The organism is Bacteroidota bacterium, assembly GCA_023957335.1.
Lineage (GTDB): Bacteria > Bacteroidota > Bacteroidia > NS11-12g > UBA955 > JALOAG01.
In genome coordinates this window covers 45,366-67,091 of record JAMLHC010000002.1, presented here as the reverse complement: position 1 = coordinate 67,091, position 21,726 = coordinate 45,366, and the positions used below count along the sequence as shown (strand labels likewise).

24 protein-coding genes and 1 tRNA gene are annotated in these 21,726 nt (G+C 37.8%); 11 read left to right on the top strand and 14 right to left on the bottom strand.

Annotation, left to right across the window (positions count from 1 at the left end; all coding sequences use genetic code 11):
* Window positions 1-2,436 (bottom strand): hypothetical protein, encoded by a 2,436-nt coding sequence (locus tag M9892_03675; GenBank protein ID MCO5253448.1) that lies wholly within the window; start codon window positions 2,434-2,436, stop codon window positions 1-3.
* Between the two features lie 122 nt (window positions 2,437-2,558).
* Here M9892_03675 and M9892_03670 point away from each other — a divergent pair, with 122 nt between their 5' ends.
* A complete protein-coding gene (locus M9892_03670; GenBank protein ID MCO5253447.1) occupies window positions 2,559-3,167 on the top strand; it encodes a LysE family translocator in 609 nt (202 codons plus the stop codon).
* A 7-nt stretch (window positions 3,168-3,174) separates the two neighbouring features.
* On the opposite strand, the gene M9892_03665 is transcribed toward M9892_03670, so the two are convergent.
* Genes M9892_03665 through rpoN form a run of 3 tightly spaced genes read right to left on the bottom strand, consistent with a single transcriptional unit; the run spans window position 3,175 to window position 6,032 of the window.
* A complete protein-coding gene (locus tag M9892_03665) occupies window positions 3,175-3,957 on the bottom strand; it encodes an enoyl-CoA hydratase-related protein (GenBank protein ID MCO5253446.1) in 783 nt (260 codons plus the stop codon).
* The gene (locus tag M9892_03660) at window positions 3,954-4,562 is read right to left on the bottom strand and encodes a hypothetical protein (GenBank protein ID MCO5253445.1); all 609 of its coding nucleotides are present in this window, start codon (window positions 4,560-4,562) and stop codon (window positions 3,954-3,956) included. Before M9892_03660 ends, M9892_03665 begins: the two co-directional genes overlap by 4 nt.
* Before the next feature lie 9 nt (window positions 4,563-4,571).
* Entirely contained in the window at window positions 4,572-6,032 is a 1,461-nt protein-coding gene (gene rpoN / locus M9892_03655; GenBank protein ID MCO5253444.1) for an RNA polymerase factor sigma-54, read from the bottom strand.
* A gap of 74 nt (window positions 6,033-6,106) precedes the next feature.
* Here rpoN and M9892_03650 point away from each other — a divergent pair, with 74 nt between their 5' ends.
* A complete protein-coding gene (locus M9892_03650; GenBank protein MCO5253443.1) occupies window positions 6,107-7,618 on the top strand; it encodes an asparagine--tRNA ligase in 1,512 nt (503 codons plus the stop codon).
* A gap of 117 nt (window positions 7,619-7,735) precedes the next feature.
* Here the strand turns inward: M9892_03650 and M9892_03645 are convergent, their stop codons facing one another.
* From M9892_03645 to M9892_03625, 5 genes are all read right to left on the bottom strand, one after another.
* A complete protein-coding gene (locus M9892_03645) occupies window positions 7,736-8,338 on the bottom strand; it encodes an SOS response-associated peptidase (protein MCO5253442.1) in 603 nt (200 codons plus the stop codon).
* Window positions 8,339-9,598 (bottom strand): Y-family DNA polymerase, encoded by a 1,260-nt coding sequence (locus M9892_03640; GenBank protein ID MCO5253441.1) that lies wholly within the window; start codon window positions 9,596-9,598, stop codon window positions 8,339-8,341. It abuts the gene before it with no gap.
* Window positions 9,599-10,069, bottom strand: a complete 471-nt coding sequence (umuD, locus tag M9892_03635) for a translesion error-prone DNA polymerase V autoproteolytic subunit (protein MCO5253440.1) — start codon at window positions 10,067-10,069, stop codon at window positions 9,599-9,601.
* Window positions 10,070-10,356: 287 nt separating this feature from the next.
* Window positions 10,357-10,527 (bottom strand): chorismate-binding protein, encoded by a 171-nt coding sequence (locus M9892_03630; protein ID MCO5253439.1) that lies wholly within the window; start codon window positions 10,525-10,527, stop codon window positions 10,357-10,359.
* Window positions 10,528-10,666: 139 nt separating this feature from the next.
* Window positions 10,667-10,978, bottom strand: coding sequence for a helix-turn-helix domain-containing protein (locus M9892_03625; GenBank protein MCO5253438.1), 312 nt, complete (start codon window positions 10,976-10,978; stop codon window positions 10,667-10,669).
* 165 nt (window positions 10,979-11,143) lie between these two features.
* Between M9892_03625 and M9892_03620 the strand changes: the two genes are divergently transcribed.
* Together M9892_03620 and M9892_03615 are read left to right on the top strand one after the other, a co-directional pair.
* Complete coding sequence (locus tag M9892_03620; protein MCO5253437.1) at window positions 11,144-11,761, top strand: hypothetical protein; 618 nt, start codon at window positions 11,144-11,146, stop codon at window positions 11,759-11,761.
* Window positions 11,762-11,847: 86 nt separating this feature from the next.
* Window positions 11,848-12,597, top strand: coding sequence for a hypothetical protein (locus tag M9892_03615; GenBank protein ID MCO5253436.1), 750 nt, complete (start codon window positions 11,848-11,850; stop codon window positions 12,595-12,597).
* Between the two features lie 25 nt (window positions 12,598-12,622).
* Here M9892_03615 and M9892_03610 read toward each other — a convergent pair whose 3' ends face one another.
* Together M9892_03610 and M9892_03605 are read right to left on the bottom strand one after the other, a co-directional pair.
* Window positions 12,623-13,606: a chorismate-binding protein gene (locus M9892_03610; GenBank protein ID MCO5253435.1), complete on the bottom strand. Its 984-nt coding sequence runs from the start codon at window positions 13,604-13,606 to the stop codon at window positions 12,623-12,625.
* Entirely contained in the window at window positions 13,599-14,045 is a 447-nt protein-coding gene (locus tag M9892_03605) for a PaaI family thioesterase (protein ID MCO5253434.1), read from the bottom strand. Before M9892_03605 ends, M9892_03610 begins: the two co-directional genes overlap by 8 nt.
* A 74-nt stretch (window positions 14,046-14,119) precedes the next feature.
* Between M9892_03605 and M9892_03600 the strand changes: the two genes are divergently transcribed.
* Window positions 14,120-14,191: transfer RNA gene (locus M9892_03600), tRNA-Arg, on the top strand.
* Window positions 14,192-14,250: 59 nt separating this feature from the next.
* Here the strand turns inward: M9892_03600 and M9892_03595 are convergent.
* Both M9892_03595 and M9892_03590 read right to left on the bottom strand, forming a co-directional pair.
* A complete protein-coding gene (locus M9892_03595; protein ID MCO5253433.1) occupies window positions 14,251-15,057 on the bottom strand; it encodes a C4-type zinc ribbon domain-containing protein in 807 nt (268 codons plus the stop codon).
* A 2-nt stretch (window positions 15,058-15,059) separates the two neighbouring features.
* Window positions 15,060-16,160 carry a Nif3-like dinuclear metal center hexameric protein gene (locus M9892_03590; protein ID MCO5253432.1) on the bottom strand — a complete coding sequence of 367 codons (1,101 nt, stop codon included), beginning with the start codon at window positions 16,158-16,160 and terminating at the stop codon, window positions 15,060-15,062.
* Window positions 16,161-16,208: 48 nt separating this feature from the next.
* Here M9892_03590 and lpxK point away from each other — a divergent pair, with 48 nt between their 5' ends.
* The 3 genes from lpxK to M9892_03575 are packed head-to-tail and all read left to right on the top strand — an operon-like array spanning window position 16,209 to window position 18,368.
* Entirely contained in the window at window positions 16,209-17,243 is a 1,035-nt protein-coding gene (gene lpxK, locus M9892_03585) for a tetraacyldisaccharide 4'-kinase (protein MCO5253431.1), read from the top strand.
* 31 nt (window positions 17,244-17,274) lie between these two features.
* Window positions 17,275-17,745, top strand: a complete 471-nt coding sequence (locus M9892_03580) for a gliding motility lipoprotein GldH (GenBank protein ID MCO5253430.1) — start codon at window positions 17,275-17,277, stop codon at window positions 17,743-17,745.
* 8 nt (window positions 17,746-17,753) lie between these two features.
* Window positions 17,754-18,368: a 4'-phosphopantetheinyl transferase superfamily protein gene (locus M9892_03575; GenBank protein MCO5253429.1), complete on the top strand. Its 615-nt coding sequence runs from the start codon at window positions 17,754-17,756 to the stop codon at window positions 18,366-18,368.
* Between the two features lie 11 nt (window positions 18,369-18,379).
* Here the strand turns inward: M9892_03575 and M9892_03570 are convergent, their stop codons facing one another.
* The gene (locus M9892_03570) at window positions 18,380-18,535 is read right to left on the bottom strand and encodes a hypothetical protein (protein MCO5253428.1); all 156 of its coding nucleotides are present in this window, start codon (window positions 18,533-18,535) and stop codon (window positions 18,380-18,382) included.
* 135 nt (window positions 18,536-18,670) lie between these two features.
* On the opposite strand from M9892_03570, the gene M9892_03565 reads away from it, so the two are divergent.
* The 3 genes from M9892_03565 to M9892_03555 all read left to right on the top strand — a co-directional run bounded on the left by M9892_03565 (window position 18,671) and on the right by M9892_03555 (window position 21,717).
* Window positions 18,671-19,489: a ZIP family metal transporter gene (locus tag M9892_03565; GenBank protein MCO5253427.1), complete on the top strand. Its 819-nt coding sequence runs from the start codon at window positions 18,671-18,673 to the stop codon at window positions 19,487-19,489.
* A gap of 108 nt (window positions 19,490-19,597) precedes the next feature.
* Window positions 19,598-19,840: a cation transporter gene (locus M9892_03560; GenBank protein ID MCO5253426.1), complete on the top strand. Its 243-nt coding sequence runs from the start codon at window positions 19,598-19,600 to the stop codon at window positions 19,838-19,840.
* 59 nt (window positions 19,841-19,899) lie between these two features.
* Window positions 19,900-21,717 carry a cation-translocating P-type ATPase gene (locus M9892_03555; protein MCO5253425.1) on the top strand — a complete coding sequence of 606 codons (1,818 nt, stop codon included), beginning with the start codon at window positions 19,900-19,902 and terminating at the stop codon, window positions 21,715-21,717.
* Window positions 21,718-21,726 lie beyond the last annotated feature (9 nt).

The following is a 21,726-nucleotide window of genomic DNA, read 5'->3' as shown; positions in this document are numbered from 1 at the left end:
TTATTTTACTTTGTCGTATTTAATGTATTTTTTGAAATCTTCAATACTGCGCGGAGGGTGGGTGAGCGAGTTAAGACGTAAAAAATAAATGCTACCATCACTCAAGCCATAGCTGCGCAAAGCATCCCCGTCAATATAATGCAGTTGTCCCTTGAAATCAGCGCAGAGAATCAAGCTGGTATTGTTTAGGTTGATGGAGGTGTTGCCTTTATAAAACTGATATACGTTACGGTTAGTCTTGTCAAGTAAAAACAGGGTTTTTACATCAATCGGAATACCATTATTATCTAAATAATTAATAAAACAACCGATGCGCTCCGGTTGCTCATTGTCAATACTCATAAACCCATAAATTCCGGTGCTTTTGATAAATACTGTCCTGAAGCTGTTTTTACGTTCCCATGAGGTTTGACGCGCTTGGTAGAATGTAGTATAATCTTCTAATCTTTGTTTAAGAAATGTTTCAAAAGATGCACTGCGTTGTCCTTGGATTTTATAGAACTTTTCGAGTAGTGCCAAGCTTTTCTTTTCCGAATAGGGTTTCCCACTTTTTTTGTAAAGAAGATGCGCTATATCAATCACTTTATATCCCTCATCACTTTTCAAAATGATTTGCCATTTGTTACGCTCCCTATCTTTTTCAATTCTAAAATCAGAGTAGCGTTTATTTCGGGTATAGGCAGCATTAAACTCTTTGTTCGAAAGGCTGTCGGAATATTTAAAAAGTGCTCTTCTGAATACTTGTAATTCGTTGAATAAACCGGCTTTGTCTTCAATCTGAATAAATACATCTCCTTTGGCTTTATTCTTAGGGTTAATTTTAGTAATCTTAAGCAAGTTTCTTCCTTCTTGGATTTTGATATTGGTTTTATCTGTATTCTTATTTTTCTCCCATTGGTATTCCTTGGCAGTATAAAATTTTCCCTCTTTTAAATAACGCTCGACTTTATCGCCTTGGTCAAACAGAAAATAGGTTTCAGGATTTCTGAACCTCTCGTTGAAAGAACGCAAATCAAGAATGTACTTATTTTTGGATAGATTGTTACGAATCCATTCATCATAACGAATAGGAGTTTGAGCAGTTTCAGAACTATAGAAAACAGTCTTAAACATTTCATAGTCCATAAAACCTTTGGATTCGTTGTCGTAGAAATAGAAAGTAGTACTTGTGTCCGTTACAGGCACATCTAAACGAATATTCATGCTGTTGTTAAATTGCAGCGGAAAAACACCGTCAGAAACTTCAATTTCAATCATCACGTCTGAACGATACAAAGGACTGCCTCTGTATTTAGTGACTCTCATGTCCAGCCCTCTGAATGCAGCACTGATTAAGTCTTGCATGAATCGTATGGAAACAAAGGCATTGCCCTCGAAAACAGAGCCATCCTTTTTGAGCAAACTTCCGGCAGGAATAAAAAGATTGCAGCCTGATTCAGTATGTATAATGGTGTTTTCTCTTGTGTTAATACTAAAAGTTTCTGCACTTGGATATAAGTCTTCCAAAAGAGTGGGAATATTGATATCAGCAGGAAAAATGGGTTTTGGGGTTAGAATATAAAGATTTTTTGTTCCCTTATTACTGGCAAGTGCACCGGCAGGAGGGTCAAAAATGTCGCGTTTGCCGCTCCAAATTGACTCAATCCAACGGTTTTCCCTTGCCGTCAAGCCATAGTCTTCGGAGTAAAAAAGAACAGAAAAAGTAATAGGTTTATCATTGCCCAGCACACCGTTGATATTAAATCTTTCGGGTTGTACTTGTGCTTGATGGTCGTAATTTAGGCGGGTCAGATTGTCATACAATTTCAAAATCTGTAATTCTCCCAATAGGTTCATATTACTTGGCAGGTCAGTAGCATAATCAATGCTCAGCCCAAGTTCTGTGAGGTGTGGGTATAACATCAATTTGTCCACGATGTCATAAAAAGTTTCGGATAGAAAGGTGCCGTAAATATGCAATGTTTTGATGTTCCTATAAAAATACAAAAAATCCCAATCTTTGGGTTCTTCCTTGAAAATCAAAGTAATTTTTTCAAGATTGGGAATCTTGTAAATGTTTTCTAACAGATTGCTATCTCCCGGTTCACATTCCACGATAATATGTTCTATATACTTGAGTTGTTCAAAGTCATTATCAGTAAGTTGGATTCCTGAATTTTTTAAATACAACTCTGTAATATCTGTCCATTGATTAAGCAGAGCAAAAATATTTTTGGGAGATTGAATATTGTCTATTTTAACGGAATATGCCTCAAAAAGAAACGCAGTCTTTTTTTGTAAATTGACATAATCCGCCTCCGAACTAATCAGAAGTTTATTTGGACGGTCATTTTTTTTGAGACTTTCAATAGGTGTCCATGTGCCTGAAAATTGTGCGGAAAGGTCAAATAGACTGATAAATATGAGTAAAAGCGATAGGAGAAGTATTTTTCTCATGTTGAGCGTTGATATTGAATATGTAAAAGAAAGTGTATGCAATTTTATCAAAAACTACTTTTATCAACGTATTGTGCAAATTTGAGGGCTTAATTTGGTTTTCTTTGCACCCCGTGAATTTTGTGTTGCCCATAGCAGAAGGTTTTATTACAGGCATTGGATTAAGTTTGACCTTGGGGACAGTGTTTTTTGCTCTGATACAAAATTCACTGTTGTTTGGATACAAAAAAGGGATGCTCATTGCTGCCGGTGTGGTTTTTAGTGATATCATCCTTATTTCTCTGGTGTTGTGGAGCGATTCTTTTATTGCTTTTCTGGAAAATCATGCCAAAGGAGTAACGCTCGTAGGTGCACTATTGTTGATTTTGTTCGGTATTGTGCAGTTTTTTTCCAAGCCTAAATCTCAAGTAGGTATCAAGGATTATGCAGGGTCATTGATGGGTAACATTTTTTTTGTTGGAAAAGGTATTTTTTTGAATGTTATCAATCCTGTTAACTTCTTTGTTTGGCTCTCTATTTCAGTTATGCTGACAGCAAAATTCCACTATGAAATTCCCGAGAAAATTTTCTTCTTTTTAGGCTCTGTTTGCGCAATTTTCACAACTGAATCCATACTTGCAATCTTTGCCTCACGTGTTCGCAAACTTGTCAATGACAGACGTATATCATGGGTAAACCGAATTTCGGGGCTCATTTTTGTGGGAATAGGTATTTTCTTGTTATTGGGATAGTTTAGCACTACTCCCCCTTAAATACCGGCTTCCTTTTTTCATTAAAAGCTGAAACGCCTTCCTTGTAATCGGCAGATTTTCCGGCAATTTCTTGAGAGAACGCCTCGTATTCCAGCATTGTATCAAGGTCAGAGTGGAAGGATTTGTTGAGCATTTTTTTCATTAAACCGATGGCTTTGGTGGGTGCTTTGGCATAGTATTCTGCTATCTTGGTAACTTCATTGTCAAGCTCCTCGGGTGATACAACGCGGTTAATCATTCCCCATTCCAATGCTTGTTTTGCTGAAACCTTATTGCCCATAGTGGCAAGTTCAAATGCACGATTGCTGCCCACAATTCTGGGTAAAAAGTAGGATGAACCACTGTCTAACACTAATCCAACATTAATAAAAACCTCTATCAAAGAAGCATTGTCAGAAGCAATAACAAAATCGCAAGCCAATGCCAGCGAACAGCCTGCACCGGCAGCGACACCGTTGAGCCTGCAAATGATGGGCTTTGGCATTGTACGCATGGCTCTGATAATGGGGTTGTATCTTTGGTATAAAGAATCCGAGAGTGAACGGTTTTCGCTCTTGCTAATCGCTTTTAAGTCTTGACCGGAACAAAACGCCTTGCCCGCACCTGTCAACACAATAACCCTGATGTGGCTGTCTCTGCTTACATCTTTCAAAGCATCTTGAAGTTCATAACTTTGTTCGTCATTAAATGCGTTAAAAACATCTTCTCTGTTCAGTGTAATAGTAGCTACACTGTCATTTTTCTCTAATTTGATTGCATTGTATGTCATAGCGCAACACTAAGAAAAATCACACAAAATCCCAACAAGAATCCACAGTAAATTTCCTTGAAATTATGTGCCCCAAGTGCTAAACGTGAGCTTGCACTTAGTCCGGCTAATAAGATTGCAGGTACGAGCCAGTATATCATCACGCCTTCGTTTAAGCCAATAATGGTATATAATAACATTCCGACTACGCCTGCAATAGCGGCTGCATGTGAGCTGATTTTGAACCAAAAATTTATAATAGCTATGATAAAAATGAGTGCTGAAACTCCAAACAGAAAACGATAGCTCAGTTCGCCCAAATTTGTGTCCATAATTTGCCATGCGGAAACAGCACACAGAGCAGAAGTGAGTAAATAAGGAAGGGTGCGCTCTCTTTGTTCTTTGAGATATATACTCTTGATCAATTTGAGTTGTTGCAGCAACAAAACCATTATTACCGGAATCAACACAATATTGGTAAAAATGAAAAGTAGTAAGAATGACCTGTCTTCATCGTAAAAACGCGCTTGGTAGTAAGGCAGAAAGTAAAACAAAATGGCATAGGAATATAGAATCAACAGAAGAGGGTGTAAAAGAAAGGAAATAGCGAGCCAGAAGTTTTTCATAAGCAAAGTTTACAACTGCTTTCTCATTCGGGAAACCGGGATGTTGAGTTGTTCTCTGTATTTGGCAATGGTTCTGCGGGCAATATTATAACCTCGTTTGTTTAGAATGTCCATTAACTCTTCGTCTGTCAAAGGTTTTGACTTGTCTTCTTTGCCTATTTCTTCTTTCAAAATAGTTTTGATTTCGCGGTTTGAAACTTCATCTCCGCCATCGGTTGACAATCCTTCCGAAAAGAAAAACTTTAAGGGGAATATGCCAAAAGACGTTTCTACGTATTTGCTGTTAGCCACGCGTGAAACCGTAGAAATGTCCATGCCTATTTCGTCTGCAATATCTTTCATTACCATAGGCTTGAGTAAGGTCTCATTGCCTTCATAGAAAAAATCTCTTTGTTTGCTGACAATGGCTCGCATAGTGGATAACAGTGTGTTCTGTCTTTGTTTGATGCTATCAATAAACCACTTGGCGCCATCAATTTTTTGCTTCACATATTGGGCGGATTCTTTGAGTTGCTTGTTGTCAGTATTTGCAGAGTATGCTCTCAAAGTATCTTGGTAGTTTCTGCTCAGTCTTAGTTCGGGCGCATTTTTAGAATTTAACAAAACCCTCAGTTCTCCGTTATCATCTTCCACCGTAAAATCAGGGTTGACATATTGTTCCCTATACGTTGAGTTTGATATTTGACCGGGTTTGGGATTCAGTTTAGTAATCTCAGTGATGGCATTTTTTAGTTGTACATCACTAACTTTGAGACTTTTACTCAGTTTGTCAAAATGTTTTTTTGTAAAAACTTCCAGATGTTCATTCAGTATGGTAATGGCAAGTTGAATGTCCTTTTTGTTTTCAGCCTCATAAAGTTTTCGGTTGAGTTGCAACAACAAACATTCTTTTAAATCTCTTGCTGCTACGCCTGCCGGATCGAATTGTTGAATTTCATGCAATACTTTTTCTAACTCCTCAACTGTCGTGCTAATATTAGCCGTAAACATTAAATCATTCACAATGGCTTTTAGGTCTCTACGCAAATATCCATCATCTTCCAAACTTCCAATTAAATGATGTGCAAGTTCAAGCTGTTTTTCATCGTAAATATTGGTATCTGCTTGCTCTATCAAGTATTCATAGAATGTTTGAAAAGTAGGAATGGGGAACTCTTTTTTTTCTTCATCTCCATAGTCTTCATTCAGCCTGAAACCTCCGTCATCATTGGAGTCTGAGAGATAGTCAGAAATGTCATCATCAAAAGTGTCTTCGGTGCTATCTATGTTGTCATTGTCGAAATCATCATTTTTTTCATAATCATCACCGGTGTCTCCATCATTGCTTTTTTCAAGTGCCGGATTGTCTAATAACTCTTGTTCAACTCTTTCCATAAAGTCAGCAGTTCCTAATTGCAACAGTTTCATAAATTGAATCTGTTGAGGCGACATTTTTTGTTGTAGTTTCTGACTTAAAGTTTGTTTGAGCATAAAAAATAAGTTGTTTTTAAAGCTTGTTTTCTATTTGTATTTTCGCGACTTGTAAAACATTACAAAAATAGGCAATGCAAATTAAAGATTTAGCGCAAAATGACGGAAAAATTGTTACCCTAAACGGATGGGTATCAAACACAAGAGATAGCAAGGGGTTGGTGTTTGTGATATTGAGAGACGGAACCGGATATTGCCAGTGTATTGTCTCCCTGGATGAGATAGGAGAAGAAAAGTTTAACCAAGCAAAAAGCCTAACCCAAGAAAGCTCACTTTCGTTGACAGGTAAAGTAGTTAAAGACGAAAAACAAATTGGAGGATATGAGCTGCATGTTAGCGATTTGAAAATCTATCAACTTACACAGGACTATCCGATTACCAACAAGGAGCACGGAGTAGAGTTTTTGATGGACCACAGACATTTGTGGCTGCGAAGCAAAAGACAATGGGCTGCAATGAAAGTGAGAAATACACTTATTTATGCAATCCATAATTTTTTCCAAGACCGGGGGTTTGTACAAATGGATGCTCCACTTTTTACGGGTAATGCTGCCGAAGGAACAACTACTTTGTTTGGAACTGATTTTTATGGCGAACCCGCATATTTATCCCAATCAGGTCAGCTTTATGGTGAAGCAATGGCGATGGCAATGGGCAATATTTACACCTTTGGACCTACTTTTAGAGCAGAAAAGTCAAAAACAAGAAGACATTTGTCAGAGTTTTGGATGATTGAACCCGAAATGACTTTTTATAATAACGAGCAAAACATGGATTTGATTGAAGAGTTTTTGCACTATGTTGTTAGACAGGCTTTGGACAAAAACAAAACAGAGTTTGAAATTTTGGGTAGAGATACCACCAAACTCGAAGATTCTCTTAAGCCATACAAAAGACTGACTTATACAGAAGCAGTAGAAATTCTGACTTCTAAAAAAGCAGTTAATGGAAAAACCGCCAAAGAAGTTTTGACCCAAGACCTAGAAAAAGCAAGTAGTGATATGGCTGCTTTTGAAGCACAAATTGCAGACTATGACAAGCAATTATCGCAACCCGGTCTGAAAAAAGGACAAATCAATTATTTTCAATCAAAAATTGCCACCCTCCGCCACGACATCAAGGAGTTAGAAGAAGATTTGAGAAACTTGCCACAATGGTTAGAATCGGCTTCTAATTTTGAATATGGAAATGATTTTGGAGGAAGTGACGAGACTGTTTTGACGCGCCTATTTGACGTGCCGGTGATGGTGTATAATTGGCCTCATGAAATCAAAGCGTTTTATTTTAAACGTACCGAAGACCAAAAGTTTGCAAAAGGCGTAGATGTCTTAGCTCCCGAAGGATACGGAGAGATTGTGGGAGGAGGAGAGAGGGAAACTGATATCAAATTGCTCACCGAAAAAATTGAAGAACACCAATTGCCAATGGAAGTTTTTGAATGGTATTTAGATTTGAGAAGATTCGGCTCTGTGCCCCATGCCGGCTTTGGATTAGGATTGGAAAGGTTGGTTGCGTGGGTATGCAAATTAGACCATGTCCGTGAAACTATTCCATTCCCAAGAATGTATGGAAGATTGAGACCGTAAAAACATCTGTTTTCCCGTGCTCCACACTTCTAATGAAGCTGCTTGTTAGATGCTCTTGCTTTTGTTTTATTGGAAGATATATTTGAGCAATGCCTACTCTTGTTAGGTACAGTTTTATTATACTGCTGTCGCTTTAAGCCTATCGTTTTGCATTATCAAGTCTTGTCCGTTTAGCCAAGTCTGTTCGGAGTCTTTCGAAATAATAATAGGCATACGTTTTTTGGTGTTGTGTATTTTGCTCATTAGTTCGTTGGCTTCTGTTGTCAATATGGTATAAGTGTTGATTATTTCGCCTGTTGATTTGTCTGTCCACTCGCTGTAAAGCCCTGCAAATGCAAACAATTCGTTGTCGGGCAATGTCAGTTCGTATTTCTGTTTTTGTTTGCCTTTGTCGTCTAACCATTGCCACTCATAAAAGCCGTCTGCAAGTATTAAACAACGATTATTTATCGAATTTCTAAATGCCGGTTTTTCGTGTATAGTTTCAATTCTTGCATTTAATGTGTTCTTCTTTATACTGTCATCTTTTGCCCAAAACGGAATAAGCCCCCAATTAAAAAAATGGATTTTTTCGGGTTGTTTGTTTGTAATTACAGGTGTTTTTGGAAATTGAAAACCGTTGTAAATGCTTGGCGTAAACAATGCTTCGTTATCAAATTTTGCTTTGAAACGGTTTTGCAGTTCTTGTGCTGACTTTGATTGTTTACTGTGAAAACACATCTACAAGTTTATGGTGATGATGTCGTTTAAGTTGGTTGTGTATCGTGGCGACAATTTTTGTTGCTTCATTTTCCAAACTCTCTTTGTGTCTTGCGAAGCAAGGCGGATTTTTTGTTGCCCGAATAGTAAATTCAATTTGTCTATCGCTTGCATTAACGGAATGTGTCGTTTATCGCGGTTTTCAAAAAGTGTCTGTTGCAAACTGTCGGCTTGTGAAAAGTCTTGAACGATTACACCTGCTTTTTTGTAGGCGTAACCTTGTTTGAAAATTTTTTGCAACGCTTGGGTTGCAAACTTTGCTAACTCAATGCTTGAATTTGTTGGATAAGGCAGTTTTATAATAATATTTCTGCTGTATTGCTGTAAATCTTTTCGGTGTCCGTTGGTGTGAATAAAAACCATTATGGAATTGCAACACGAATTTTGTTTACGCAATTTTTCGGCACAAGACGAGGCGAAAGTGCTTATTCGCTCTGCTAATTGTTCGTATTCGGTGTAATTGGTTTCAAAACTTCGGGTAGTGGCAATGTTTTTTTTGATTTGCATCTCTTCCAAATCCAGTGTCGGGATACCTTGTAAATCAAGTTTTAAGCGTAAGCCTACTATTGACATTTGCTTTTTTACAAAATCATCGTCAAGTTGTGTAAAGTCAAAAGCTGTTTTTACGCCTGCTGCATTGAGTCGTTTGCTGTGTTGCCTGCCAATTCCCCAAACATCTTCCACTTTCAACCATTTCAAGGCTTTTATGCGTTTATCTTCGCTGTCAATGATGTAAGTGCCTTTGGTTTCGGTTGGGTATTTTTTGGCGATACGGTTTGCAACTTTTGCCAATGCTTTTGTAGGTGCAATACCAACGCTTATTGGTATTCCTGTCCACTTCGTTACTTTGCAACGCATGTCTTCGCCATAAGCCTGCAAGTTGAAAAAGTCAAACCCCTTGAGTTTTAAAAAACATTCGTCAATGCTGTAAATCTCCATTTCGGGCGAATAGTCGGAAAGGATTGTCATAACCCGATTACTCATGTCGCCATACAAAGCAAAATTTGCAGAAAAAACCTGCACTCCGTGTTGCCGGAAAAATTTTTCGTATTCAAATGCAGGTGCACCCATTGGAATACCAATGGCTTTTGCTTCGTTGCTTCTTGCTATTACACAACCGTCATTATTGGACAGCACAACAACAGGCTTTCCGTTCAAATCAGGACGGAAAACACGTTCGCACGAGGCGTAAAAGTTATTGCAGTCAATAAGAGCAAACATTTATACATCTTTAATAACGTGAGTAACAATGCCCCAAATTAAAAAATTATTTTCTTCCGTAACTCGTATCGGTTGATAATTCTCATTTTCGGGGATGAGTAAGATTTCCTTTTTGGAAATTTGAATACGCTTTGCCGTAAACTCTCCGTCAATATAACAAACAGCAATTTTGCCATTTGTGGGTTCTAAACTCCGGTCAATTATCAGCAAATCGCCATTAGAAATTCCTGCATTTTTCAGCGAGTCGCCTTTAACTCGTCCGTAGAAAGTTGCAGACGGATTTTTTATTAAATGCCGGTTGAGGTCAATGGACAAATCAACAAAGTCCAACGCTGGCGATGGGAAACCTGCTGAAATTCCATTGTCCACATAGGGCAAAGCAAGTACTGTTTCGGTGTCTGCCGAAAAGATGTCTATAATGTTGCCATTATGTAGTTTGAGCGATGTTATTTGCTTGTTGCCATTTGGCATTGTTTGATTTTGGTTTGTCGTTGCAAAGTTAATACCGCCAGTTAAATGTTAGCACTATAGTTTGGTAAAATTGCGGCTAACGACAGTCTGTCTAAACACTGATTTTATTTTAAAAACCGTTAAAACGCTTTCGATTGGATTTTTTGTTTCCATTATAGCCCACGAATTAATTCGTGGGCTATGGATGTGTACGAATATATTTGCAATGGATTTATCCATTTCTGCCTACATAACACACGCATTAATTTGTGGGCTATAATGGTATGCAAATATATTTACAATGGATTTTAACCTAATAAATTCTTTATAGTTTTCATTTTCTCTTCGGTTTCAAGCCATTCATTTTCAGGAATGCTTTCAAGGGTAATACCCGCACCTGCTTGTAACAGTGCTTTATTCCCATTGATGAGCATACTGCGCAAATTGATAGCAAGGGTTGTTTGACCTTTAACATTGATAATTCCGGAATACCCTGCAAAAAAACCTCTGTGCCAGCCTTCATCCTTGATAATAAGTACAAACCCTTATTTTACTTCATCGCTATACCGACTTTTAGTTCTTAACTACTGTATTGCATTTGGAATAATTTGAGAAAATTTAAATGTTATTTGCTAATTTGTCTAAAATAGCAATGAGTTCTGGAGGAAATTGATGAATATGAGTAATAGTGCTTAGATTTTGGCAATTTGAACAATTGTTAAATTCAACGTTCATTGGTAAGTCCAGAAATTTAAAGAAAGGTTCTTCTAATGTCTCTGAAATTTTGTATAATTCTTCTATACTCGGGCTCCTTTTACCCGATTCAATATTAGTTATTACATTTTGCGATGCTCCTATTTTATTTCCTAGATACTCTTGTGATATACCCTTTTCTGTACGTATTTTTCGTATTTTATCTCCTATATTCATGGTTCAAAAGTAATATTTTTCGACAATTAAGTCTCAAGGAATATTATTGCCTATTGAGTAAATCAATAATGTATTGCGATAATCAATAATTTATTGCTTGTTCGATTTAGGTATTATATTCACCTTCGAAGTGTTAAATCAATTTTAATTAAAATAATTAAGAAAATGAAAAAATCAATTATTACTTTGTCACTGTTAGCTATGCTTTCAGTTCTATTTGTTTGGGTCACAAGTTGTGAAAAAGAATTGAATCGGAAGACAGCAACATCATCTACGGTCAACTTAAATGATCAAAAAATTTTGACGCCTACGTATGGAGTAAAAAAGAAAATTAGATTTGCATTGAGACATGCTAATTGGATGGGTCCAAATGGAGGCTCTTGTGACTGCCCTGGGTGTGTTTGTCCAGGTTGCCCTTGTCCTATTGGAATTTGCATATGTTTTGGAATTAAACTCGATTCAGAGCCATTAAATTATAGTGAACAACAGATGGATATGGCTGGTCAATTACAAAGAGCGGATGCTTGGTTAGATTCATCAAATAGATTGCATATCGAATTCGAAGGGGTTAATTATTTATATTACAACAGAGATGGTTACGTTGGAAACTATACACCCGTAGGAGATACAACAACGACTCAAAATGTTATATTCAGTACCTCTGCTGCGCAAGCTTTTAATTGTACTGTTATTGAAATCCCCTCAGGTATATATCCTCACATCACAAATAATAATCTGCCTTTTGGTGAAATAATAATTACGAATCCATTAATAACATACTAAATAAAAGAGGCTAATATTACTGTTCTTTTCTTAGTTGGTACTACACCTCAATTTATTTACCTTTGTGATTCCATTACGCAAACAATATGTTTCAGAACTATAAGTTTAGGTTGTTAATCTGTGTTGGAACGGCTTGTTTGTTATATAGTTGCCAAGCCGCACTTGCCTTGTATGCAGGGATTAAACCCAAAGAAATGCATAATTTTACTAAGGAAGAAACAAGGGAGCATTTTAACAAGTTTGTTAAGCCTGTAAAATGGAATATTAAACCTTGTTTGGTGGAACTTGATACTAATTTTATACATGCTGAAAAACTTGCGACCTATGATTCAGGGAAAGTCCTTGTTAAGACCTTAGGGTTGTTTGGAATATTTATTTTTGATACCACAAAGCAACTCAATAGCAGTGTAACTAGTTGCCAGTTTGCCGGTAAAACTAACTTTCCTCGTATTAAATTGGATTTTGAAAATTCAGGTATTCCCCTCCTATTAGACAATGTTCTTGCAGCGGATACTTTTATGTACAATTATCGCAGATACGCAGCTTATATGAGAAATGAAAATATGTCAGATTCAATATTCGACCCCATAGATTTTAATACTTTCCAACAGTATTTCATATATCACGATAATTTCTCAGGTAATTATTTTCATGAGCATAAACCCATTGTCATGCTTACTATCCTTACGTTTATGAATAAACAAACCAAAGATTGTGTTGCATATTTTAAGAAGTTGTTAGACGACCCTCAATCAAAATACTACGATAAGTTTTCTTTGGTTATTCTTAACTATGACAATGTGTTTTCATATTACGATATTGAATTTGTTTTTTAGAGATTAGGTAAAGTACTTCTTTGCCTTACACAATCAAATTCTTTATAGTTTTCATTTTCTCTTCGGTTTCAAGCCATTCATTTTCAGGAATGCTTTCAAGGGTAATACCCGCACCTGCTTGCAACAGTGCTTTATTCCCATTGATGAGCATACTGCGTAAATTGATAGCAAGGGCTGTTTGACCTTCAACATTGATAATTCCGGAATACCCGGCAAAAAAGCCTCTGTTCCAGCCTTCATTTTGAGTGATAAAACTAACGCCTGCACTATGCGGATATACGCCCACTGCCGGAGTAGGGTGGATGCTCGCCAAAAAATGAGACAAATTAATATGGCTGAGATTAAATTTGAAATTATTCACAAGATGGGCTAAATGCCCTGCATGGACAATAGATTTGGCAGTCTTGTCATAAGGCAGCTTGAATGTGTCAAGCACTTCTTGTAAATGAGTTACAATAAACCCTTGTTCTTCTTTTTCTTTAACACCCAAGCGGTCTCTTTCTTCCCATTTTGCTGTGCCGGCAAGCGCCATAGTTTCTGCATCCCCTTTATTATTCATGTGTAACAACAGCTCCGGTGTTGCAGTAACATAGGTGCCTTTTTTGCCTTGATAGGCAGAGATGTAGGCATTGGGATATGTGGTGGCTAATTGTTGAATAAAAGTGTTTATTTCAAAAGAGTCAGGTAAGTCTATTTGATTGCATCTGCTCGCAACCACTTTGCTTGCTTCCCCCGACTTTATATGAGATTGTATTTGTTTGACATAGTTAATAAAAAAGTGTTTATCAATACTCTTGTCAAGTTTGATTCCGGGTGCATGGTGATTGCTAAACTCAACTTTGTCCGGATTTGCTTTGGCTGCTATAAACTGAAACTCAGTGCCCTCAAAGTTAGAAATCACATATCCTGTTCTGTCTTGCGGAAAAACAGACAAACTTTCCTCCTGCCCCTCAAAAAAGAGTAAGTCTTGCGAAGGAATCCTAAAACATGCTTTGGCAATATCAGGCATGAGTTTTTTTAGGTCTGATAGCCATGGTTAATTGTCCCGAAAACACAAGTTGTTCGTTTGTGTTTCTGATTTTAATGTCCCAAATATGTGAAGTTGCTCCCAAATGTAGTGCATAAGCATATCCATACACGGTTTCACCTTCGTTAGCAGGTTTGATGTGACTGCCAACAAGGCTCTGTCCGAAAGCAAAGGAACTGTTCGCGTCCATTACAAGGTTTGAAGCCACACTGCCTACATGTTCAGCCAGAACAAAAGAAGCCCCTCCGTGCATCATGCGAAAAGGGTGGATTGTTTTAGTGTTCACAGGCATTTCGGATTTTATATAGTCGGGGTGAATTTCAGTAATTTTAATATCCAAAACATCTGTCATGGTGTTTTTGCAGAAGTCATTGATATCATCAACTTTGACTTTTTGAGGGTCAAAAATATTTTTTAACATGGCATGGCAAATATCGTGTTTTTTTAATGAGGTTCCTGCGCAGTAAATTGTTGTATTTTCGTGCCCCCAAGTTTGCACCCGTAGTTTAATGGATAAAATGTAAGATTCCGGTTCTTATGATAGGGGTTCGACTCCCTTCGGGTGCGCTACAAACAAAAATGCCTGCATTAGCAGGCATTTTTTATAATTATACAAAAACCGATTATTAAATTGTGGTTCCTGAGTTAAGACGTTTTTTAAGCCTACGTCTTGGTTTTTTATCTTCTTCCTCCACCTGAGCGTGAATTCCGGTGATGGTTTCGTCAACAATAATCCTGCCGCAGTGTTCGCATGCATTGATTTTGAGGTGTTGTTTAATATCCGCTTGTCTTTGAGGTGGAATTTTTGCGAAACAACCTCCGCATGAAGAACGAACGATAGGGGCTATTGCTATACCATTATTGGCGTTTTTTCTGATTCTGCCATAAGAGTAGTAAAGTCGCTCTTCTATTTCCTTGATAGCTTCGTCTCTTTCTTCTCCGAGTTTTATTTCCTCTTCTTCAGTTTCTTCAATTATGGTTACCAATTCTTTCTTCTTGGCTTCGATATCCTTTTTGCCTGATTCTATTTTTGACTCTGTTTCAGTAATGAGAGTATTTTGCCCTTCTATTGCAAATGAGGCGTCTTTGATTCTTTTCTCTGCTGCCTGGATTTCGAGTTCCATAATCTCGATTTCTTTGGTTAAAGCTTCGTATTCACGGTTGTTTTTAACATCGTTTAATTGTTGTTTAAACTTTGTAATAAACTGCTCGCTTTGCTTGATTTTATGCTTGTATTCGCTGATTTTCTCTTCATGATTTTCAATCTCATGGCGGATATTTTGTGCTCTTGTTTCTAAACCTGCGATTTCGTCTTCAAGATCTGCAACTTCCATCGGAAGTTCTCCTTTTAGGGCATTTAACTTGTCAAGTTTACTGTCGATTTCTTGAAGTGCCCACAGCGCTTTGAGTTTGTTTTCTACGGTTATATCCATCTTTAAATATAATATTTGATTGGGTTAGTATTTGTTTCAGTGAAACGGGGCGCAAATTTAGGAAATTTTTCCTGAATAATTTTCATAAATATTTCTGTGGTAAAAATCTCTGATTCGTAGTGTCCAATGTCGCATACCATGATTTTATGTTCTGCCTCAAAATAGTCGTGATATTTAAAATCAGCAGTAACAAAGACGTCAGCTCCTTGGCGCATTGCATCTTCTAATAGAAACCGTCCGCTCCCTCCGCAAATCGCTATTTTGCTGATGTAGTCAGTCTGTGTTTCTGTATATCGAATGGCAGTCAGATTCATTTTTACTTTCAAAAATTGCAAAAATTCTGCTTGGGTTAATGGCTCTGCTAATGTGCCGATAACACCTGCACCCTTTGTTTGGTTTTCATTAGCAATGTCATAAATCTCATAAGCCACTTCTTCATAAGGGTGGTTTTGTTTCAGTGATTTGATTAAATGGTTTTGATTCTGCTTTTCGAATAGTATTTCAATCCTTTCTTCTTGTACTTTTTCAAGTTCGCCTTTGGTGCCAATAGAGGGATGAGAGTCTTCATTTCCTCTGAATGTACCGGTTCCAATCGTGGAAAAACTACATTGGTCGTATTTGCCAATATTGCCGGAACCGGCCTCCCAAAGCGATTTTCGTAGCATTTCAGAGTATTGAGGGGGGCAATAAGTAACTAACTTGGCAAGGTTCTCACTCAGTGGTTTTAGAATTTGAATATGTGTCAATTCTAATTTCGAAGCAATTTTTTCGTTCACTCCATTGCTCATTACGTTGTCTAAATTGGTGTGGGCGGCATATAGATTGAGATTGTTTTGAATCGCTTTTATAACCACACGTTCAACATAATTTTTGCCGTTTAATTTCTTTAATCCCTTGAAAACAATGGGATGATGGGCTATGATTAGATTGCAATTATGCTGTAAAGCTTCCTCAAGAACAGCCTCTGTGATATCCAAACACAATAAGATTCCTTGTACTTTGTTTGAATGTTCTCCTACAATTAAACCCGCATTGTCATAATTTTCTTGAAAGGATAAGGGAGCTACTTGTTCAATCAAGTCGGTGATTTCTTTTACAACCATAGTGCGCAAAGTTAGTGCGAATGTCAGGATTTTTACCAAATTTGCCCTGTGGGATTAAGATTTCTTTTATTGCCTTTAGCATGGCTATTCGGGGTTATTGCAAAATTACGATGGTGCTTGTTTGATAAAGGCTTGTTAAAAAGGACAAAAGCGCCAATTCCTTCTGTTGTCGTGGGTAATATTAGGGTAGGAGGAACCGGGAAATCACCGATTGTGATGTTACTTGCAGAACAGTTGCTCGCAAAAGGAATCAAACCTGCCATTCTTTCCAGAGGTTACGGCAGAAAAAGCAAAGGTTTTTTGGAAGTACAACCTACCATGAATGCCTCGCAAGGAGGTGATGAAACTTTGATGATAAAAAGAAGGTTTTCTAATTTGAATGTGTTTGTTTGCGAAAATAGGGTGCAAGGAATTCGGAAAATCAAAGAACTTTATCCTCACACTTCTTTGGTGCTTTTGGATGATGCTTTTCAGCATTTTAGACTAAAATCAGACTTTTACATTTTGTTAACTGAATGGGCAAAACCATTTTATCATGATTTTCCAATGCCGGCAGGCATGTTAAGAGAATTCCGTTCTTCTGCCGAAAGAGCAGATACCGTGATTACAACCAAGACCCCAAAGCATACTTCAGTGTCTTCTCAATCAACCCATTTGTCCCGAATCGGGAATTATACACAAGCACCTCATTTTTTTGCATCCATCCTTTATCAAGAGCCTGTAAACATTGGAAACAAGCTAAGTAAAGATTGGGAAAGTATTGCCAACAAAGGTGTAATTTTGGTTACCGGCATAAGTAATCCGGAGCCCATATTAGATTATCTACATGAAAAAAAGATATCAGTCATTCATCACAAGTTTAATGACCATGAACCCATTAGCCAAAACAGAATTGACGCTATATCTGCGCAAGCAAAAGAAAGTGGAAGAATTGTTCTTTGTACAGAAAAAGATGCTGCCAGAGTTCAGGTTTCTTCAGAAACCGAATTGTGGTACTATCTGCCCATAAAAATAGAGATAGAAAATGTTGACGACTTGCTGAAATTGATAGAAAACAATCTTAATTTTTCGCATCACAAATAATCTTCGTTTTTTAACTTTACTTTTGCAACTCATGAGGGTTTATTTAATCATCTTTCTTGCTTCTCTTGCAATTGTAGGTTGCAATTCCAAAGTTTTAATCAATGACAAGGCGGATTTGCCTGAATCAGGATGGACGTATGACAATATTCCTTCGTTTCCCTTTGAAATAATAGATACTTCGATTTGTTATAATGTGAACGTAAATCTTCAGATTACGGATGATTATCTTTACAGAAATATTTATTTGCTGGTGCACTTGCGTGACCCTGATGGAATAGATGTTACCAATAGGGTTGAGCTAGATTTAGCAACAGTTGATGGCAAGTGGACTGGCAGTGGTTCAGGAAATAATAAGTCCTATAATCTGCCCATAAGCAAGGATTTATGTCTCAAAAAAACCGGACGATATGTGATTGGATTTGAACAAAATATGCGAGATACAATACTGCAAAACGTTCAATATGTGGGCACCTCTATTTCGAAAGGGAATCCTGTTTTTTGATTTTATGTATGCCTCTGATTTTTAAGTCTAACAATGGTAAAGGTAATGCGCTGGGAATCTGGCGTATGGACGAGCCTTTTTCCTTTTTTCTTGAAAATCTGAATGAAACAGAAGTATATGAAGAAAAATTAAGAAATAAACAGTTAGAGAGGTTAGGGACAAGGCATTTGCTGAATGTGTTGGCAAACCGGAATATACACCATAAAGTTCACTACGATTCTTATGGCAAACCGCATTTGGCAGATGGTTCGACTTTTATCTCATTCTCACACAAACGCAATCATGTAGCTGTAATAATTTCAAATGAAAATGCCTTGACGGGAATTGACATTGAAGAGCTTGGCAATTTGCCCGTAAAGCTTGCTCCGAAATTTATATCAGAAAATGACAAAGTACCGGATTCCGTTTTTTCTCAACAAGAAAGAGCTACCCTTATATGGTCTGCCAAAGAAACTCTATATAAGGTTTATGGTAAAAAGGAGTTAGATTTTAAACAGCATCTGACTGTGTGCTTTGACAAAGAAAACAGGCTGAATGGATTTGTGAATAAAGGAAGTTATTCCCAAGAAATTAAGTTAGCTTATGAATTTGTGGATGGGTTGACCCTTGTACACACCCTTTAACCCTTAGTAGCTCAATTCTTTTTGTCTTTATTTTTGAGCCAAATCCTAAAAATAATAAACATCAGAATAGGTACACCAATATAGAATAGTATATTGTACCATTGACTGAAATCAACGGGTTCGAATGCATCAGGTTTAATTCCATCGGTAGGGATTTGAAAAAACATTTGTATCAGAATTATTTAGTGCAATACTACGCAAAATAATTCCCTATGTCAAAGTTATGCTTTTGGATTAAATGTGGATTCTTTTGAATGAAGGCTGTTTAAATATCATGTTAATTTGAACCTTAAAATAATACTATGTTTGAGCAGATTGTCAATTATTTGGAGAGTGTCAGCCCAATTACTGCTGCCTTATATGCTACTTTATTTACATGGTTCTTAACAGCAGTCGGAGCAGCCTTTGTATTCTTTTTCAAAGAAATGAACCGCAAGTTGTTTGATGTCATGCTGGGTTTTACAGGCGGAGTTATGGTGGCTGCAAGTTTTTGGAGTTTGTTGGTTCCTGCAATTGACATGAGTTCAGGTGAAAAATTTATGAAAGTATTGCCTGCTGCTGTAGGTTTTAGTCTTGGTGCGGGTTTTATCTTTATTTTGGATAAGTTGTTACCTCATTTCCATGTTGAGTCCAATGCAACAGAAGGCATTAAAACGAGCATGAAACGCACATATCTGCTTGTGCTTGCCATTGTGCTTCACAATATTCCTGAAGGTTTGGCGGTGGGAGTTTTATTTGGTGGAGTAGGGGCGGGAATTCCTCAAGCATCAATTGCCGGAGCAGTTGTGTTGGCGTTGGGTATTGGATTTCAAAATTTACCGGAAGGTGTTGCCGTTGCTATGCCTCTGAGAAGATTGGGAATGAGTCGCAGAAAAAGTTTTCTCTATGGTCAAGCATCCGCTTTGGTTGAACCTGTCGCAGGGGTCTTGGGTGCTTTTGCGGTTTCGTTTTTTACGCCTATTCTGCCTTATGCCCTGTCGTTTGCAGCAGGTGCCATGATCTATGTCGTTGTTGAAGAAGTAATCCCTGAAACACAACAGCATAACAATACCAATATTGCAACCCTCGGATTTTTGGGAGGATTTATTGTGATGATGATGTTAGATGTAGGATTAGGATAAAACCCAGGTCGTATATTGTTTGTCAAGTTATTTATTTTTCAATCGAGTATTAACTTAGTACGTTTATATATTGACTATCTTTGTGCTTCCTAAAATCAGGACGATTCTATGAGCAATCAAGTAATTATAAAAGTGGACGGTATGACATGCAGTAATTGTGCACGTTCAGTAGAAAATGCAGTTGCCGACAAAGGTGGAAGCAACATTGCAGTTAACCTTGCCGATAAAGAAGTGGTTTTTGACAACCCTAATCACATTGCCTTAGCTGAAATTACGTCTGAAATAGAAAGACGAGGCTATACTGTTATCAAAGACTCTATTCAAGATTCTGCAAGTAAAAAAAAAGCCTAAGTCCGCTTGAGCTAAAGTTTCTCATCAGTTTGTTGTGTGCTTTGCCTTTTTGGGCGCACATGATAGTCCATATCCCGTTTTTTCATAGCGGTTGGGTTCAGTTTGTTGTAGCTTTACCCGCACTTGTTATTGGATTGCAATATTTTGGAAAAAGTGCTATACATTCACTGCAAGACAAGAATCCCAATATGGATGTGCTTGTTAGTATGGGTGCATTGGCAGCTGTGGCTTATAGTTTTGCATTAATGGCAGGTGGTCACGAAGGGCATTTGTATTTTGAAACTGCGGTTACGATTATAACCTTGGTTTTATTAGGAAATAATATTGAAGCACGAGCCTTGTCAAAGACCTCTATCCAAATGCAGGATACCGCTTCTTTATTGCCGGCAATGGCTAACCGAGTAGAAAAGAATCAAGAAACAGGAGAGATACTTATTTCATCTATTACATCAGATAGAATAAAAACCGGAGACTTGCTCATCGTAAATGAGGGGGAGAAGGTTCCTGCAGATGGTATTGTTACAGAAGGTGCGGTGGAAGTGAGCGAAGCTGTTATCACAGGGGAAAGTGCACCGGTGTTTAAGAAGAAAGGAGATAATGTATTGGCCGGCAGTGTTTTGGTCAGTGGAAATTTTACCCTTCAAGTTTCCAAGACAGGACAAGACACGCTTGCAGGTCAAATGCGAAATTGGATAAAAGGAGCACAAGCATCCAAGCCTCACATCCAGAAAATTGGCGACAAAGTAAGTGGCATTTTTGTACAAGTTGTGGTAAGCATTGCCGTAGCGGCTTTTTTGCTCAACTATTTTGTTGCAGACGTAGGTTTTGAAGAATCCATACTCAGGGCGATTGCAGTTCTCGTTATTTCATGCCCATGTGCTATGGGCTTGGCTACGCCCACTGCGGTTTCCGTTGGGCTGGGAATGGCAGCACGCAAAGGAATTTTAGTCAAGGGAGGGCAGGCACTCGAGAAGTTTGCTGCCGTCAAAGTATTGGCGTTAGACAAAACAGGAACTATTACAACCGGAGATTTTCTGGTTGATAATTTCGCTGTATTAAGAGGGGATGAACCTCATATTAAAAACATAATCTGGCAGATTGAACAACGTTCTTCACATCCGATTGCTAAATCAATCGTGAAAAATCATGCAAATTGGTTTGCACAAACCGTTGAATGGGAAGAAATAATAGAAAAAAAAGGATATGGGATGACAGCCATGGACAAGCTCGGCAATCATTACAAATTAGGTTCTGCGCGGTTTGGAGAGGGTGGAGAACTTCCACAGGCAGATTTATTCTTATGGGAAAACAATCAGCTTACCGCCTACTTTACTATCAAAGACGAACCGGTCAGCAATTTGAAAAATATTTTACAATATTTTAAAGAGGAAGGCTTGAAACTCTTTCTGCTAAGCGGTGATTCAAGGGCTAAAGTAGATGCCATTGTCAAGGATTTGCCTTTTGATGAAACTTTTGCGGAAGTTTTGCCGGATGAGAAAATGAGCAAACTTGAGACATGGCGTAAAACGGGCAAAACAGCTATGACCGGTGACGGAATTAATGATGCACCTGCACTTGCAGCTGCAGATGTGGCTGTCGTGGTGGGACATGGCAGCGATTTAAGTAAGCAGCAAGCTGACTTTATTTTGCTCGATAAAGGATTGCAAAAACTCATGGAAGCCCACAAAGTATCAAAAATTGCGCTGGGAGGTATTAAACAAAACTTGTTTTGGGCTTTTGCTTATAATGTGGTTGCTATCCCGATCGCTGCAATGGGAGGGTTGAATCCTACTTGGGCAGCTTTGTTTATGGCGATGTCTGATGTAGTGGTGATTGGAAATGCACTTCGATTAAGATGGGTAAACTTGAATAAATAGTTCGCCATA